Below are 14,941 nucleotides of genomic sequence, written 5' to 3' on the forward strand. Positions count from 1 at the left end.
GACAACCTTAGTCGCTCGGCCCGGTTTTCACCGAACCTCGCTGCTCCGGACCCTCGGGCCCGAGCGCGCGGCGCGTCATCGTCGTCGACACGACGCCCACCGCAGCGACGGACAATCCCAGCCCGGCCAGCCCGATGACCAGGCCGATCACCGGAGCGGGCTGAGCGAGCAGGATGATGGCGGCCGCCCCGAGCAGCACCAGCGAGCCGGCACCGAGCGAGTACAGCGCCAGGCGCGCCATCGAGAACTCCCCGGTCGGCCCCTCGCCGGTGCTCACAGGGATCTCACCCAGTTCTCCAGCAGGTGCGCTCCCGCATCGCCGGACTTCTCCGGATGAAACTGGGTGGCCGACAGCGGGCCATTCTCGATCGCCGCGAGGAACCGGCCCCCGTAGTCGCCCCACGTGAGCTTCGGTGGCGCGATCACGTCCGACGGCTCCATCTCCCACGACTGCGCCGCATAGGTGTGCACGAAGTAGAAGCGCGTCTCCGCGGGCAGTCCCTCGAACAAGACGCTCCCCCGCGCGGCCTCCACCGTGTTCCACCCCATGTGCGGCAGCACCTCCGCATGCAGGCGATCGACGGTGCCGGGCCATTCCCCGCAGCCCTCGGCCTCGATGCCGAACTCGATGCCACGCTCGAACAGCACCTGCATGCCCACGCAGATCCCGAGGACCGGTCGGCCACCGGCCAGCCGGCGCCCGATGATGCGATCGCCCCGCACTGCCTTGAGGCCCTCCATGCAGGCCGCGAACGCACCCACGCCCGGCACGACCAGGCCATCGGCGTCGAGCGCCTCTCGACCATCGGTCGTCACGATGGTGCGTGCTCCGACGCGGTCAAGGGCACGCTGCGCGGACCGCAGGTTGCCCGAGCCGTAGTCGAGGATCGCCACGCTCGGAGCGGGGGCTGTCATAGGACCTCCAGCAATCGAATGGATGCCGCCACGCCGCAGATCACCGCTGTCGCGGCGAGAACACCGGAGAGGAAGCGGTTGGTCCGCCACAGCGCGATGGCCCCTCCGAGGAGGAAGCCCGCAGCCATGAGCAGCAAGTACATCACGGTGGCGCTCATCGCGGCCCCATCCTCACAGCGCGCCCTTCGTCGAGGGGATGCCACCGACGCGTGGATCCGGCTCCACGGCCGCGCGCAGCGCCCGCGCCACCGCCTTGTACTCGGCCTCGGTGATGTGGTGCGGGTCGCGCCCGTAGAGCACCCGCACGTGCAGGGCGATGCGGGCGTTCATCGCGAGGGACTCGAAGACATGCCGGTTGATCACCGTGGAGTAGGGCGCGCTCGCGTGCCCCGGGATGATGGTGTGCAGCATGTGCTCGGGCTCGCCGGTGTGCACGCAGTACGGCCGGCCCGAGACGTCCACCACGGCATGCGCGAGGGTCTCGTCCATCGGGATGTAGCAATCCCCGAAGCGCCGGATGCCCTTCTTGTCGCCGAGTGCCTGGCCGAGCGCCTGCCCCAGCACGATCGCGGTGTCCTCCACCGTGTGGTGCGCCTCGATCTCGATGTCACCGGTGGCCCGGACCGACAGGTCGAAGCTGCCGTGCGCGCCGAGCGCGGTGAGCATGTGATCGAAGAACGGAACGCCCGTGGAGATGTCCGTGCGGCCCGAGCCGTCGAGGTTCCATTCCACGGTGATGCTCGACTCGCGCGTGGTTCGTTCCGCGCGACCGATCCGTGCGGTCATGATGTTCCTTCCCGTGGCGTCCCGCCTTGCACGAGGTCGCTCGCCGCGAGCTGCGCGCTCGCCTCGAGGAACGCATCGTTCTCGGCATCGAGGCCAATGGTCGCACGAAGATGGCCAGGGATGCCCACGTCCCGGATCAGCACCCCTTGGTCGAGGTAGCGCTGCCAGCTCTCGTCGCTGTCGCGGAAGCGCCCGAAAAGCACGAAGTTCGCATCGCTGGGCACCACGTCGAAGCCCAGGCCGGTGAGTGCCGCGGAGACCCGGTCGCGCTCCGCGGCGAGGTGGTGCACGCTCGCGAGCGTCTCGTCGGCATGGCGCAGCGCGGCCCGCGCCGCGGCCTGGGTCACCACGGACAAGTGGTAGGGCAGCCGGACGAGCAGCATGGCATCGACCATCGCGGGCGCGGCAACGAGGTACCCGAGCCGGCCGCCAGCGAACGCGAAGGCCTTGCTCATCGTGCGGCTGACCACGAGCTTCGCCGGATGCTCGTCGATGAGGCTCACCGCGCTCGGTACCGCGGAGAACTCGCCGTAGGCCTCGTCGACAACGACGATGCCTGGCGCGGCGTCGAGGATCTGGCGCAGTTCCTCCAGCGGGATGCTGTGCCCGGTCGGATTGTTGGGGCTCGTCACGAACACCACATCGGGCTGGTGCTCGCCGATCGCCCGCACCGCCGCTTCCACGTCGAGGGAGAAGTCCGCCCGCCGCGGCGACTCGATCCACAACGTCTGGGTCCCGGTGGAGATGATCGGGTGCATGGAGTAGGACGGGACGAAGCCCAGCGCCGTGCGGCCCGGTCCACCGAACGCCTGCAGGAGCTGCTGGAGGATCTCGTTGGACCCGTTCGCCGCCCACAGGTTCGCCGCCGAGACCTCGATGCCGGTCTGCTTGGTCACATAGGCAGCGAGTTCCTGGCGCAGCGCCGTCGCATCCCGGTCGGGGTACCGGTGCAGCTCGGCCGCGGCCTGCCGCACCGACTCCGCGACATCCGCGATCAGCGCCGCGGACGGCGGATGCGGGTTCTCGTTCGTATTGAGCTGCACGGGCACCTGCAGCTGCGGCGCGCCGTAGGGCGACTTGCCGCGCAAGTTCTCGCGCAGCGGCAGGTCATCGATCGTGATCCCGCTGCCTGGCGCGCTCATCATCGCGGTCACTCGCCCGCATCCTGTCCGGGAAAGCGGCGCTCCACGGCCTGGCCGTGCGCCGGGAGATCCTCCGCCCCAGCGAGCGCGATCACCTGCGGCGCCACCTCGCGCAGCGCGTCGGCGCTGTACTCGACGACATGCATGCCCTTGAGGAAGGTCTGCACCGACAATCCCGCGGAATGCCGCGCGCTGCCGGCCGTGGGCAGGACATGGTTAGAGCCCGCGCAGTAGTCACCCAGGCTCACCGGGGAATACGCCCCCACGAAGATCGCGCCCGCGTTGCGGACCTTGCCCGCGACCGCGGCAGCATCGCGGGTCTGGATCTCAAGGTGCTCGGCGGCATAGGCATCCACGACCGCTACGCCCTCATTTAGGGTGCCGACCAGGACGATCCCGGACTGCTCGCCGCCCAGCGCGGTCGCGATGCGCTCCTGGTGCTTGGTGGCCGCGAGCTGCTCGTTGATCTGCTTGTCCACGGCATCGGCGAGATCCTCGCTGGTGGTGACCAGCACGCTCGCCGCGAGCACATCATGCTCGGCCTGGCTGATCAGGTCCGCCGCGACGTGTGCCGCGTCCGCGGTGTCATCGGCGAGGATAGCGATCTCCGTCGGCCCCGCCTCGGCGTCGATGCCCACGAGGCTGCGGCACAAGCGCTTGGCGGCGGTGACGTAGATGTTGCCAGGCCCCGTGATCATGTCCACCGGCACGAGATCGTCGCCCGTGGTGTCGGTGCCGCCATGGGTCAGCAGTGCTACGGCCTGCGCGCCTCCCACGGCCCACACCTCCTCGACCCCGAGCAGCGCCGCGGCCGCCAGGATCGTCGGGTGCGGCAGGCCTCCGAAATCAGCTTGCGGCGGCGACGCCACCACCAGCGATTCCACGCCAGCCTCTTGCGCGGGCACCACGTTCATCACCACGCTCGACGGATACACCGCATTGCCGCCGGGGACGTACAGGCCCACCCGCTGGATCGGCACCCAGCGCTCGGTGACCGTGCCGCCGGGCACGACCTTGGTGGTGGTATCCGCGCGCCGCTGGTCAGCGTGGACACGCCGGGCACGCTCGATCGCGACCTCGAGCGCCGCGCGCACCGCGGGATCGAGCTCCTCGAGGGCGCGCTGCAGCTCCGCCCCGGGAACCCGCACCTGCGCCGGGCGCACGCGATCGAACTTCTCGCTCAGCTCCATCGCGGCCTCGACGCCGCGGGCCCGCACGTCGTCGACCACCGGGCGTACCTGATGGAGCACCGCATCCACGTCCACGCCCCCGCGCGGCAGGACCGCGCGCAGCTCGACGATGGAGGGCATCCGGCCACGGAGATCAACGCGGCGCAGATCGACACGGGGTGACATGCGGGTCCTTCCTGAAGGGTCGCTTACCCAACCAGGATACGGGTCTGCGATGGCCGGGCGGCAATCGCGGCGGGCGACCTCTAGCGCCGGGGTGATTGCTCGATCTGCAGCCGGGACAGCGCCGTGCCGACCCCGCGGATCATCGAGGCGGTCATCTCGGCAAGGTCGAAGCGGTCGCGCCACACGGCGATGGAGCCGTCAGCGAGCTCGAAGGTCCCGCACATCCAGAACTCGAGCTCGATGGAACCGAGCAGCGCGATGCGATGCGTGCGCTCGGTGAGCACGGTCTCGCCATTGGCGGCGATGCTGTGGATGGTGATGTCCATGCTGCTGATCAGCGAGGCCGCCTTCCGCAGCTGCCGCAGCACCGGCGCGATGCCCTCGACGGGCCGGAACGGCACGATGCGCAGCTCGACCTGTGGGTGAAGGCCCTGCGCCGCCGCCTCGACGTCGCCGCGCTCGAGGGCGGCGAGGAACGCGCGCACCACCGCGATGGCGTCATCACCAGCGACCGCGGGCACGCCCGTGCCTCGCAGCTGGGGCAAGCGACTAGCGCGGCGTGAAGTGTCCATGACTGCGGAAGGTACCCGGCGGGGTCAGGGGATGTCGAGCCCGAGATCGAGAACCACTACCGAGTGGGTGAGCGCACCGATGGCGAGGTAGTCGACGCCTGTTCCGGCGTAGTCGCGGGCCACGTCGATGCTTAGTCCACCGGAGGACTCGAGCTTGGTGGCGGGGGCGCTGCGATCCCGGCGCTGGACCGCGATCTGGGTCTGCCAGGCGGGAAAGTTATCGAGAAGGACGAGCTCCGCACCAGCCGCGAGGACCTCGTCGAGCTGCTCGAGCGAGTCAACCTCCACCTCGCATGGCACGCCAGGATGGCGCGCGCGGACCGCGTCCAGCGCCGCGACGATCGAGCCGACGGCGGCGACATGATTGTCCTTGATCAGTGCCGCATCACCGAGCCCCATGCGGTGGTTCTCGCCACCACCGGCGCGGACGGCGTACTTCTGCAACGCCCTGAGCCCCGGCAGTGTCTTGCGGGTATCGCGGATCCGCGCGCCGGTGCCCTCGATGGCCTCGACCCAGCGCGCCGTTTCCGTGGCGATCCCGGAGAGGTGGCACATCAGGTTGAGCATCGTGCGCTCGGCGGTGAGCAGTCCACGGGCCGGGGCGTCGATGGCGAGGATGACGTCGCCGGGCTCGACGCGCGTGCCATCGCTTGCACGAATGTCCAGGTCGTAGTTGCCCGCTCCGATGACCTCGTCGAGCACGAGCCCGGCGATTCCAGTACCCGCGATGACTCCGTGGGCGCGGGAGACAACGTCCGCGCGCAAGCGTGCTCCGGCAGCGATGGTGGCTTCCGAGGTGATGTCGGGCCCGTAGCGGAGGTCCTCATGGAGCGCGGCGCGGACCACGACGAGTGCTTCCTCGAGCTCCGCGGGAGCCAGCGCGATGACAGGGTCAGGCATGGACGGGAACCTCCAGGTCGTCGGCGACGATCGCGCCGTGCGCGTAGCGGATCGTGGTGCTCCGCGCTGCCGCCGGATCGCTGCGGGGATGGTCGGATCGGGTGTGGCAGCCGCGGGTCTCGCGCCGGTGCAGGGCCGCGTGGACGATCGCGCGAGCCACCAGCGCGGGCCCGGATGTGGCGTCGTCAAGCTTGCTAGCGAGTGGCTCCAGGCCGTCCTCGTCGCGCACGACACCGGCGTGCCTGCTCATGAGGCCCTGGATGGCGGCGAGCGGGATGGCGCCGGGCTCGAGCGCAGGCCCGTCACAGCTGGAGCGCTCGAAGCTGGCCCGGTCTCGCGGCAGATCGTCCGCGGAGATCGCCTGTGCCGTCCGGTCCCCCATCACCGCGGCCTCGAGGAGGCTGTTGGAGGCGAGCCGGTTCGCGCCGTGCAGCCCCGTGCGCGCTACCTCACCGACGGCGTAGAGACCCGGCACGGTCGTGCGTCCCCACGTATCGGTGCTGATTCCGCCGCAGTGGTAGTGCGCGCCGGGCGCCACGGGGATGAGATCGTGCGCGGGCTCGATTCCTTCCGCCCGGCACAGCCGGTTGATCGTCGGGAACCGCTTCGCGAAGGCCGGGACATGGCGGGCATCGAGGTACACGTGCTTGGTGCCGGTGCGTGCCATGCGGTCGGCGATAGCGCGGGCGACGATGTCGCGAGGAGCGAGGTCTCCCCCGTCGACCGGGGAGGTGACGCGCTGGCCGTCGTGGTCCAGCAGGATCGCGCCCTCGCCCCGCACGGCTTCGCTGATCAACGGACGGGTGCCGCTCGCGCCAGGAAGGTAGAGCATGGTGGGGTGGAACTGCACGAACTCCATGTCCGCCACTGCCGCCCCGGCCCGCAGCGCCAGGTCGATCCCGTCGCCGCGCGCGCCAGCAGGATTGGTGGTCACCTCGTACAGCTGGCCTAGCCCGCCCGTGGCCAGCACGACGGCCGGGGCGTGGATGATCCCGGTGGCGCCGGCCTCGTCGAGGGCCCTTGCACCGTGCACGGCACCGGCCTGCACGGCCAGGTCGGTGATGGTGGAGCCGCCGAGCACGACGATGCCCGGATGCTCATGCTGCGCCGCGCGACCGAGCGCATGCTGGATCTCGGCACCCGTTGCATCGCCCCCGGCATGGATGATGCGCGGGCGGGAATGGCCGCCTTCCGTGGTCCGCCGGAGCGTGCCGTGCTCATCGCGATCGAACCGCGCACCGCGCTGGATGAGGGTCGCGATCGCCGCCGCGCCCTGGGCGACCACTAGCTGGGCGGCATGTGGCTCGACCAGGCCCGCCCCGGCCGCGATCGTGTCCGCGACGTGCAGCGCTGGGCTGTCGAGGGGATCGTCGCCATCGACTACCGCGACGCCCCCCTGGGCGAGGGCCGTGGCGGTCCTGGTCGTCGACGTCGCGATGACCATCACGCGCAGTCCCCGCGCGCGCGCCGCGAGTGCCGTGGTGAGCCCGGCGATCCCCGCGCCCACCACGAGGACGTCCGCCGCGCATTCCCACTCCCGCGCGGGGTTGCTCACTCGCCGCCGCCAGGGTTGCCGATCTCGATCATCCGCTGCACCGACTTGCGCCCGGCTGCCGCGACGTCAGGGTCGACGTGCACCTCGTCGGCGCCCTCGACGAGGCTGCGCAGCAGCGCGGCTGGCGTGATCATTTTCATGTACTTGCACGAGGCGCGATCATTGACGGCGCGGAAGTCGACATCGGGCGCGGCCCGGCGCAGCTGGTGGAGCATGCCCACCTCGGTGGCGACGAGCACCTCGCTCTTGCCTGTCGTGCGAGCAGCGTCGAGCATGCCTCCGGTGGAGAGGATCTTCACGCGATCCGACGGGACAGCCCCCTCGCCGGCGAGGTATAGCGCCGAGGTGGCGCAGCCGCACTCCGGGTGGACGTACAGGTCCGCGTCGGGGTGGCTGCGCGCCTGCTCGGCGAGCTCGTCGCCGTTGATCCCGGCATGGACGTGGCACTCCCCCGCCCAGATGTGCATGTTCTCGCGGCCGGTGACGCGCTTGACGTGCGCACCGAGGAACTGGTCGGGCAGGAAGAGCACCTCGGTGCCCGGGTCGATCGAGTTGACGACGTCCACCGCGTTCGACGAGGTGCAGCAGATGTCGGTGAGCGCCTTCACTTCCGCGGTGGTGTTGACGTAGGACACGACCATCGCGCCGGGGTGGTCGGCCTTCCATTCGCGCAGCTCATCGGCGGTGATGGAGTCGGCGAGGGAGCAGCCTGCGCGCTGGTCCGGGATAAGGACGGTCTTCTCCGGGGAGAGGATCTTCGCGGTCTCCGCCATGAAGTGCACGCCACAGAAGACGATCGTGCCCTCGCTGGCCTCGGCGGCGAGGCGCGAGAGGGCGAGGGAATCACCGACGTGGTCGGCGACGTCCTGGATCTCGGGCAACTGGTAGTTGTGCGCGAGAATGGTGGCGTTGCGCTCGCGCGCGAGGCGCCGGACCTCCTGCGCCCATTCCGGGGTGGCGGCCACTCCGCCGTATCCGGTGGGACCGTCGGTGAGCTGGCCGAGCAGCCGCACCGTGGTGTCGGTCAGGTACAGCGGCGTTGTCACTGAGGTCGTCATGGCCGGTCTCCTCACGATCTGGTGTTTCCGGGGCCGATGCCCGGAGCCTTGCGCGGGAACGGCGTGGTCCGCCCCCTCGCATCAGTTTTCGACTTACAATCGAAAACGTGAATGTCAATACTATCACCGCGCACGAAGTACTGGTAGCCGTGTTCCAGGTGCGCCCCGGCCCCGGGCACCCGGAGGGGAGTCCCCGCGCCACCCCCGAGCTATGCGTCCTGCTCTGGCAGCGGGCGCTCCCCCCGATGCCCGGCACGTGGTCGCTGCCCGGTGGGAGGCTCCGGGACGACGAGGATCTTCCCACGTCTGCCCGCCGCCAGCTCGCCGAGAAGGTCGACGTCCGCGAGCTCGCCCACCTCGAGCAGCTCTCGGTGTTCAGCGATCCGAGCCGCGTCCCCGGTCGACGGGTTATCGCCTCGACGTTCCTCGGGCTCATCCCCTGCCAGGCCGAGCCGGAGCTGCCCGCCGACACGACTTGGCATCCGGTCGCGCGGCTGCCCGGCATGGCGTTCGACCACCGGATCGTGGTGGACCACGCGCGCAGCAGGCTCGCCGCGAAGCTGTCCTACACCAATATCGGCTTCGCCCTCGCGCCCGGAGAGTTCACCGTCTCCACGCTCAGGACCATCTACAGCGCGGCCCTCGGCTACCCCGTCGATGCGACCAACCTGCAGCGCGTTCTCGGTCGGCGCGGCGTGATCACACCCACCGGAACCACGGCACCGTCCGGCCGCACGGGCGGGCGGCCCGCGGCCCTCTACCGCTACACCGACACCGACTACCGGGTCACCGACGAGTTCGCGGCGCTGCGCCCGCCCACCTAGTCGTCCGCTGCGAAACCGCGCGCTATCGCGCTTCCGTAGAGTGGGAGGATCGCCACAGGATGCCGCGCGGAAGCCATGCGCCGGCACCGACGTCCAGTCGATCACAAGGACCGATGATGAACGAGTTCACTGGTTTCCCTGTTGCCGCGCTGAACTTCTACGAGGACCTCGAGGCGGACAACTCGAAACAGTTCTGGACGTCGAACAAGCACATCTACGACGACGCCGTGAAAGGCCCGATGGTCGCGATGCTCAGCCGCCTCGAGGCAGAGTTCGGCCCGGCGAAGCTCTTCCGGCCGAACCGGGACGTGCGGTTCTCCAAGGACAAGGCCCCTTACAAGACCCACCAGGGCGCGTACGTCGGTTCGGGCCAGAACTCCGGATGGTACGTCCAGATCGATGCGGCGGGAATCTTCATCGGCGCTGGATTCTACGGCGGATCGGCCACCGAGATCACCGCGTACCGGCAGGCCGTCGACGACGACACGACGGGACCGGAGCTCGAGGCGATCGTCGCCAGCTTGCGCGCGGACTACGAGGTGGGCGGGGAACAGCTGAAGACGCAGCCGCGCGGCTTCGCCCCGGACCACCCACGGATCACCCTGCTACGGCACAAATCGATCACCGTCGGCCAGAAGCATGTCTCCCCGGACTGGCTCAGCACGCCGGAAGCGCTCGACCGCGTCCGCGCCACGTGGCGGGAACTACGGCCGTTCGTCGAGTGGCTAGCCCGCAACATCGCCTAGGGCAGTTGAGGGCGCGCTGCTCACGCGTCAGCGAGATCCCGCCGACGCTGCGATCGCGCCTCCACTCCAAGGCCGGGATCATCGCTCATTCCCGCAGCAACAAAGTAGACGAACACCGCGACCAGGGGCTGGATGAGCAGGGCCTGCCACAGCCCCATCTCCGGAGGCACCGATACCAGCGTGAGATCCCCCACGGCCTCAGCATCCTCGCTCCGCATTCCCGCGAGCAGCGTGCCCACGCTCGCGGTGATCCATGCACCGAGGCCCGCCGTCGCCGCCAGCATCACAACTCCGAGCGGCCCGCGCGCAGCAACCACCAGCCACGCCCCGATGCCCAGCACGATCCCCGCGATCACGGTGATGCCAGCGAAGTACATCACGGCGTCGAAAACAGCAGTGCTCTCGCCCGGAAGGGTCGCCGTGCCCTCCTCAGCGATGAGCGTCGGCACCGACGGGGCCACCACGGCCCACGCGGCGGCCGCGCCGAGACCAAGGATCACGCCGAGGAGAAGGATTCGCGCCACGGCCCCACGGTACGCGAGCCAACGAGGGATCCGCGCGCTAGGAACGGCCCTGCTCCTCCGGCGCAGCGCGGGAAACCACCGACCGGGCCACGATGGAGCGAGCGAGCGCGCGGCCCGCCTCATCGACCATCTCGCCGTCCAGCATGATCGCGCCCCGCGCCCCGCCCGCTCGCGAAGTGGCCTCCTCGTACGCGCCAAGCAGGCGCTTCGCCCGCTCGAGCTCTCCCGGGGAAGGCGTGAACGCGGCGTTGCCCCGCTCGATCTGCGAGGGATGGATCACCCACTTGCCGTCATAGCCCAGTGCCGCCGTCCGCCGCGCCGCCCGCTCGAAAGCATCGGGATCGCCAATATCGACGAATGGCCCGTCGATGGCCTGCACGCCATGGGCCCGCGCCGCGACCAGGATGCTCATCAACGCGTGATGATAGGCATCGCCAGGCTCGTAGCCCGGCGGCTGGTCACCGACGCGCAGTGTCCGGATCCCCAGGCTTGCCATCATGTCGGCAGGCCCGAGGACCAGAGAGACCAGGCGCGGGCTCGCCGCAGCGATCTCGTCGATCCGCCGCAGCGCGACCGCCGACTCGATCTGCGCCTCGATGCCGATGCCCCCGACCGGCAGCCCGTGGAGCGCCTCGAGCTGATCGAGCAGCAGGGATAGCGCATGAACGTGACCAGGGTGATCCGCCTTGGGCAGCACGATCGCGTCGATCTCCCCGCCCGCTCCCGCCACGATGTCGATGACATCCCGGTGCGTCCATGGCGTGCTCCACGCGTTGACCCGCACCGTCCGCACCCGGTCGCCCCAGCCCCCCGCCACGAGCGCCTCGACCACCCGCTGGCGCGCAGCGTCCTTCGCCGCCGCCGCGACAGCATCCTCGAGGTCGAGCAGGACCGCATCGCACGACAGTCCCCGCGCCTTGTCGATCATCCGCGGATTACTACCTGGAACTGCAAGAATGGTGCGCCGGGCGGATCTTTCCATGGTCATCGCACGCCTCCTTGGCGGTACATCCCCACCAACGTTTCCTGAGAGTTTTCGCGCCTCTGCCCCAATACCACCCATTCGGTACGCGAGAGGTTGCAACAAGACTGTAAAGTAAGTCACGTTTTGACGACGAAGGTGAGGAACCAGCCAGTGCCGAAGCTTCCCCGCACCCGGTCACGGTCGACCCAGCCGGGCCACAACCCCACCAGCATTCTCGCGCTGGCCGCCCTGCTCCCCGTGGGATTGTTCGGCATCGCCGCAGGCTCCGACCGCGAGCATGCCGATACGGTCGCCCAGCAGGCTCAGGCCACCGCGATCGCGGATGTCGCGATCCGCCATGCGGCGACCTCGACGAACGAGGCCGCGGTCGTGGGCATCGCTACCCCCGAGCTGCGTACGCCGGCGCCGTTGCGCAGCGCACGCTCCATCGCGGTCGATGATGCTGCCCGCGCGGCCGGGCTCGATCCCGACGAGGCACTCGCCCAGCTGGACCACGCGGTCGGATCGGCACTCGAGAACGTCGCGGTCAACCTCGGCGCGTTCTCGGTTCCCGCGGTGATGGTCGACGCCTACAAGCGCGCTGCGGCGAGCATGGTGGAGGCGCGCCCCGGCTGCGGGATCTCCTGGACGCTTCTCGGCGGCATCGGCCGGGTCGAGTCCGGCCACGCCAGCAACGGCGCCGTCGACATCAATGGGCGAACACTCCGCCCGATCCTCGGTCCACGGCTTGACGGCAGCACGCCGAACACCGCCACCATCCGCGATACCGATGGAGGCCAGGTCGACGGCGACGACCAGTTCGACCGGGCTGTCGGAGCGATGCAGTTCATCCCCAGCACCTGGGCCATGTATACCTCCGATGGCAACGGTGACGGCAAGTCCGATCCGCACAACGTCTACGATGCGACCTTCGCCGCGGCGAAGTACCTGTGTGATGCCGGCGGCGACCTCACCGTCCCGGCGAACCAGGAGCGGGCGATCCTGCGGTACAACCAGTCCCGCAGCTACCTGCACAATGTGCGCAACTGGGCCACCGCTTACGCCACCGGCGTACTGCCGACGCCGACCGACCTTCCCCCGGCCGGCATCCTGCCCTGGGAGCTTCCCGCCCCCGGCACGCCCGGCAGCGGAACTGCTGAATCCGCGCGCACCCTCGCCTCCGAGCTCCTCGCCCAGCGCGAGGGTGATGAGCTCGAGATCGATGCGGCCGAGGAAGATGCCGAGCCCGAGGCACCCCGCACGCCGCTCGACGATCTCGCCGAGCTGCTGCCACCGCCTCCGACCCTGCCCTGCGTGATCTTCTGCCCGCCGCCCGGGGAACAGGCCCCTGCTCCCGCGCCTGCTCCTGCTCCTGCTCCTGCTCCGGAGCAGCAAGCACCAGCGCAGCAGCAACCGGCCCCGGCTCCGGCCGGGCCTCCGCCGATCGTCATCCCCGGCGTGGGCGAGATCCAGCTGCCCTTCTGATCCCAGCCCTCCCGCTGTCCTGGCAAAGTGGCACGACAGCGGGAGGGATTTGGTGCCCGGCTCATTACAGGGCCTATGATCGTCAGTGATGTCCGCACCAAGTGAGTCCGCCATCCGGTCCGCGCTCGCGCGCGTCCAGGATCCAGAGATACGCAAGCCCATCACCGAGCTTGGCATGGTGAAGAGCATCGACATCGCCGACAATGGCGACGTCGATGTCGCCATCTACCTAACGGTGTCGGGGTGCCCGATGCGCACCGAGATCCATGATCGGGTGCAGGCCGCGGCGGCCGACGTGCCCGGCGCGGGCGCTGTCACCGTAACCCTCGATGTCATGAACGACGAACAGCGCACCGAGCTCCGCACGAAGCTTCGCGGCGACTCGAACGAGCCTGTCATCCCGTTCGCGCAGCCAGGCTCGCTCACGCGCGTCTTCGCGGTGGCCTCCGGCAAGGGCGGCGTTGGCAAGTCCAGCGTGACCGTGAACCTCGCGGCCTCGCTCGCCGCGCGCGGGCTCTCGGTCGGCGTGCTCGACGCCGACATCTACGGCCATTCGATCCCCCGCATGCTCGGCACCGATGCCAAGCCCACGCAGGTGGACCGGATGATCCTGCCACCGATCTCGCATGAGGTGAAGCTGATCTCGATCGCGCAGTTCACCACGGGCAATGTTCCCGTGGTGTGGCGCGGACCCATGCTGCACCGCGCGCTGCAGCAGTTCCTCGCGGACGTCTTCTGGGGCGATCTCGACATCCTGCTGCTCGATCTGCCACCCGGCACGGGCGATATCGCCATCTCGGTCGCGCAATTGATCCCCACCGCGGAGATCCTCGTGGTCACCACGCCGCAGCAGGCAGCGGCCGAGGTCGCTGAGCGTGCCGGGGCGATCGCCCTTCAGACCCGGCAGCGAGTCGCCGGGGTCATCGAGAACATGTCCTGGCTCGAGCTGCCCGATGGCACCCGCATGGACATCTTCGGCGAGGGCGGTGGCGCGATCGTCGCGGATCGCCTCACCAAGTCGATCGGCGCGACGGTGCCCCTGCTTGGCCAGGTGCCGCTAGACCCGACCGTGCGCGAGGGCGGCGACTCGGGCATGCCGATCGTCCTGTCGAAGCCGGACTCTGCCGCGGCGCAGGCGCTATCCGCGATCGCGGACAAGCTCGCGGTTCGGCAGCGTGGACTGGCGGGAATGTCGCTGGGCATCGACACCACGCGGCACATGCGCTAGGACTTCCGGCCTGGCCGCCGACGGCAGCGGACGTATTGGGCGACCCAGCTGGCCGTCGGGCTGCGGGGCCGTCGGGCTGCCGGGCTGAGCCGACGTCGGGCTGCCGGGCCGTCGGTAAACGCGATAGAAGTTGCGGAAAACCCAGGTCAGCTTCTATCGCGTTTGACGGTTTCCGGTGCTTTTGCCGCTGCGCCCCGGTCGCCCGCCGCCACCCGGCTGTCCGGCAACCCGGTCGCCCGCTGCAACCTAGCCGGTCGGCCTAGTTGTTGACGAAGAAGGACACGACCGACAGGACCACCAGCAGCGAGACCAGGACCGCCCAAAGGATCGTGGTCCTATCTGGTCCACCGTCATTCATCGTTCTCCTCCTCGGTATCGGAACGCGCTACGAGCCATCTGGACGCGCTACGTGGCATCAGGATCGATGGGCGGCTTCTCATCCATTCCGAGCGGTGCCCGCTCGGGGTTGAGATGCGGGCGCCCTGGGTTCGCGCCGCTTCCGCCCGCGCCCGCGGAGCGCCTGTCATCGAAATTGCCGGTGAGGAACGAATCGTCCCCATCGAGCAAGTGCTTGGTCACCATTGATCGCGGGTTCATCCCTCGTAGCTTCTGCAGCTCGGAGAGCGGCTTGCGGAACTCGTCGAGATCGCTGCCGAACTCCTCCTGGAGCTGCTTGCTGGCACCGCTGACGTAGTCACGGGCCTGCCTGGCCGTGCGACCAAGCCACATGGCGGCGCCAGGCAGGCGCTCGGGCCCGAGGATGACAAGCGCGGCGACCATGAGAACAAAGATCTCGCCCCAACCGATGTTGCTGAACACGCCATTAGACTACGTTGATTCGCCGCTCGCGGCACGGTGTCGCTCGGCCCATCGGCGCTGTGTTGCAC

17 protein-coding genes are annotated in these 14,941 nt (G+C 69.4%); 4 read left to right on the plus strand and 13 right to left on the minus strand.

Annotated elements, in window-relative coordinates; translation table 11 throughout:
• Nucleotides 1–7 precede the first annotated feature (7 nt).
• The 10 genes from QC765_RS04305 to nadA form a co-directional block, all read right to left on the minus strand.
• Nucleotides 8–277 (minus strand): hypothetical protein, encoded by a 270-nt coding sequence (locus QC765_RS04305; protein WP_278313199.1) that lies wholly within the window; start codon nt 275–277, stop codon nt 8–10.
• Nucleotides 274–915 (minus strand): imidazole glycerol phosphate synthase subunit HisH, encoded by a 642-nt coding sequence (gene hisH / locus QC765_RS04310; RefSeq protein WP_278313200.1) that lies wholly within the window; start codon nt 913–915, stop codon nt 274–276. The genes QC765_RS04305 and hisH overlap by 4 nt, the downstream gene beginning before the upstream one ends.
• Complete coding sequence (locus tag QC765_RS04315) at nt 912–1,073, minus strand: CG2302 family histidine operon protein (protein ID WP_278313201.1); 162 nt, start codon at nt 1,071–1,073, stop codon at nt 912–914. The genes hisH and QC765_RS04315 overlap by 4 nt, the downstream gene beginning before the upstream one ends.
• 13 nt (nt 1,074–1,086) lie before the next feature.
• Nucleotides 1,087–1,701, minus strand: a complete 615-nt coding sequence (hisB, locus tag QC765_RS04320) for an imidazoleglycerol-phosphate dehydratase HisB (RefSeq protein WP_278313202.1) — start codon at nt 1,699–1,701, stop codon at nt 1,087–1,089.
• Nucleotides 1,698–2,846, minus strand: a complete 1,149-nt coding sequence (locus QC765_RS04325; protein WP_278313384.1) for a histidinol-phosphate transaminase — start codon at nt 2,844–2,846, stop codon at nt 1,698–1,700. Before QC765_RS04325 ends, hisB begins: the two co-directional genes overlap by 4 nt.
• Before the next feature lie 5 nt (nt 2,847–2,851).
• A complete protein-coding gene (hisD, locus tag QC765_RS04330; RefSeq protein WP_278313203.1) occupies nt 2,852–4,198 on the minus strand; it encodes a histidinol dehydrogenase in 1,347 nt (448 codons plus the stop codon).
• An 80-nt stretch (nt 4,199–4,278) separates the two neighbouring features.
• Nucleotides 4,279–4,770 (minus strand): limonene-1,2-epoxide hydrolase family protein, encoded by a 492-nt coding sequence (locus tag QC765_RS04335; protein ID WP_278313204.1) that lies wholly within the window; start codon nt 4,768–4,770, stop codon nt 4,279–4,281.
• Between the two features lie 24 nt (nt 4,771–4,794).
• Nucleotides 4,795–5,670, minus strand: a complete 876-nt coding sequence (gene nadC, locus QC765_RS04340; RefSeq protein ID WP_278313205.1) for a carboxylating nicotinate-nucleotide diphosphorylase — start codon at nt 5,668–5,670, stop codon at nt 4,795–4,797.
• The gene (gene nadB / locus QC765_RS04345; protein WP_278313206.1) at nt 5,663–7,225 is read right to left on the minus strand and encodes an L-aspartate oxidase; all 1,563 of its coding nucleotides are present in this window, start codon (nt 7,223–7,225) and stop codon (nt 5,663–5,665) included. The genes nadC and nadB overlap by 8 nt, the downstream gene beginning before the upstream one ends.
• Nucleotides 7,222–8,283, minus strand: a complete 1,062-nt coding sequence (nadA, locus tag QC765_RS04350; RefSeq protein WP_278313207.1) for a quinolinate synthase NadA — start codon at nt 8,281–8,283, stop codon at nt 7,222–7,224. The genes nadB and nadA overlap by 4 nt, the downstream gene beginning before the upstream one ends.
• 107 nt (nt 8,284–8,390) lie before the next feature.
• Here nadA and QC765_RS04355 point away from each other — a divergent pair, with 107 nt between their 5' ends.
• On the plus strand, nt 8,391–9,107 hold the full coding sequence (locus QC765_RS04355; RefSeq protein WP_278313208.1) for an NUDIX hydrolase: 717 nt from the start codon (nt 8,391–8,393) through the stop codon (nt 9,105–9,107).
• 116 nt (nt 9,108–9,223) lie between these two features.
• Nucleotides 9,224–9,853, plus strand: coding sequence for a DUF2461 domain-containing protein (locus tag QC765_RS04360; RefSeq protein WP_278313209.1), 630 nt, complete (start codon nt 9,224–9,226; stop codon nt 9,851–9,853).
• A gap of 20 nt (nt 9,854–9,873) precedes the next feature.
• Here QC765_RS04360 and QC765_RS04365 read toward each other — a convergent pair whose 3' ends face one another.
• Together QC765_RS04365 and QC765_RS04370 are read right to left on the minus strand one after the other, a co-directional pair.
• Nucleotides 9,874–10,377: a hypothetical protein gene (locus QC765_RS04365; RefSeq protein WP_278313210.1), complete on the minus strand. Its 504-nt coding sequence runs from the start codon at nt 10,375–10,377 to the stop codon at nt 9,874–9,876.
• A 37-nt stretch (nt 10,378–10,414) separates the two neighbouring features.
• Nucleotides 10,415–11,365 carry an HpcH/HpaI aldolase/citrate lyase family protein gene (locus tag QC765_RS04370; protein WP_373876669.1) on the minus strand — a complete coding sequence of 317 codons (951 nt, stop codon included), beginning with the start codon at nt 11,363–11,365 and terminating at the stop codon, nt 10,415–10,417.
• A gap of 147 nt (nt 11,366–11,512) precedes the next feature.
• On the opposite strand from QC765_RS04370, the gene QC765_RS04375 reads away from it, so the two are divergent.
• Together QC765_RS04375 and QC765_RS04380 are read left to right on the plus strand one after the other, a co-directional pair.
• Nucleotides 11,513–12,826, plus strand: a complete 1,314-nt coding sequence (locus tag QC765_RS04375) for a lytic transglycosylase domain-containing protein (RefSeq protein ID WP_278313211.1) — start codon at nt 11,513–11,515, stop codon at nt 12,824–12,826.
• Nucleotides 12,827–12,914: 88 nt separating this feature from the next.
• Nucleotides 12,915–14,054 (plus strand): Mrp/NBP35 family ATP-binding protein, encoded by a 1,140-nt coding sequence (locus QC765_RS04380; protein WP_278313212.1) that lies wholly within the window; start codon nt 12,915–12,917, stop codon nt 14,052–14,054.
• A gap of 405 nt (nt 14,055–14,459) precedes the next feature.
• On the opposite strand, the gene tatB is transcribed toward QC765_RS04380, so the two are convergent.
• Nucleotides 14,460–14,873, minus strand: coding sequence for a Sec-independent protein translocase protein TatB (tatB, locus tag QC765_RS04385; RefSeq protein ID WP_278313213.1), 414 nt, complete (start codon nt 14,871–14,873; stop codon nt 14,460–14,462).
• Nucleotides 14,874–14,941 lie beyond the last annotated feature (68 nt).

It is taken from the genome of Hoyosella levis, from assembly GCF_026008515.1.
GTDB lineage: Bacteria > Actinomycetota > Actinomycetes > Mycobacteriales > Mycobacteriaceae > Lolliginicoccus > Lolliginicoccus levis.

Excerpts from the sequence above, each read along its gene's own strand:
- nadA (WP_278313207.1), bottom strand. The coding sequence starts at position 8,283 with ATGACGACCTCAGTGACAACGCCGCTGTACCTGACCGACACCACGGTG.
- hisH (WP_278313200.1), bottom strand. The coding sequence starts at position 915 with ATGACAGCCCCCGCTCCGAGCGTGGCGATCCTCGACTACGGCTCGGGC.
- QC765_RS04325 (WP_278313384.1), bottom strand. The coding sequence starts at position 2,846 with ATGATGAGCGCGCCAGGCAGCGGGATCACGATCGATGACCTGCCGCTG.
- nadC (WP_278313205.1), bottom strand. The coding sequence starts at position 5,670 with ATGCCTGACCCTGTCATCGCGCTGGCTCCCGCGGAGCTCGAGGAAGCA.
- QC765_RS04315 (WP_278313201.1), bottom strand. The coding sequence starts at position 1,073 with ATGAGCGCCACCGTGATGTACTTGCTGCTCATGGCTGCGGGCTTCCTC.
- QC765_RS04335 (WP_278313204.1), bottom strand. The coding sequence starts at position 4,770 with ATGGACACTTCACGCCGCGCTAGTCGCTTGCCCCAGCTGCGAGGCACG.
- hisB (WP_278313202.1), bottom strand. The coding sequence starts at position 1,701 with ATGACCGCACGGATCGGTCGCGCGGAACGAACCACGCGCGAGTCGAGC.
- QC765_RS04370 (WP_373876669.1), bottom strand. The coding sequence starts at position 11,365 with ATGACCATGGAAAGATCCGCCCGGCGCACCATTCTTGCAGTTCCAGGT.
- hisD (WP_278313203.1), bottom strand. The coding sequence starts at position 4,198 with ATGTCACCCCGTGTCGATCTGCGCCGCGTTGATCTCCGTGGCCGGATG.
- QC765_RS04360 (WP_278313209.1), top strand. The coding sequence starts at position 9,224 with ATGAACGAGTTCACTGGTTTCCCTGTTGCCGCGCTGAACTTCTACGAG.
- QC765_RS04380 (WP_278313212.1), top strand. The coding sequence starts at position 12,915 with ATGTCCGCACCAAGTGAGTCCGCCATCCGGTCCGCGCTCGCGCGCGTC.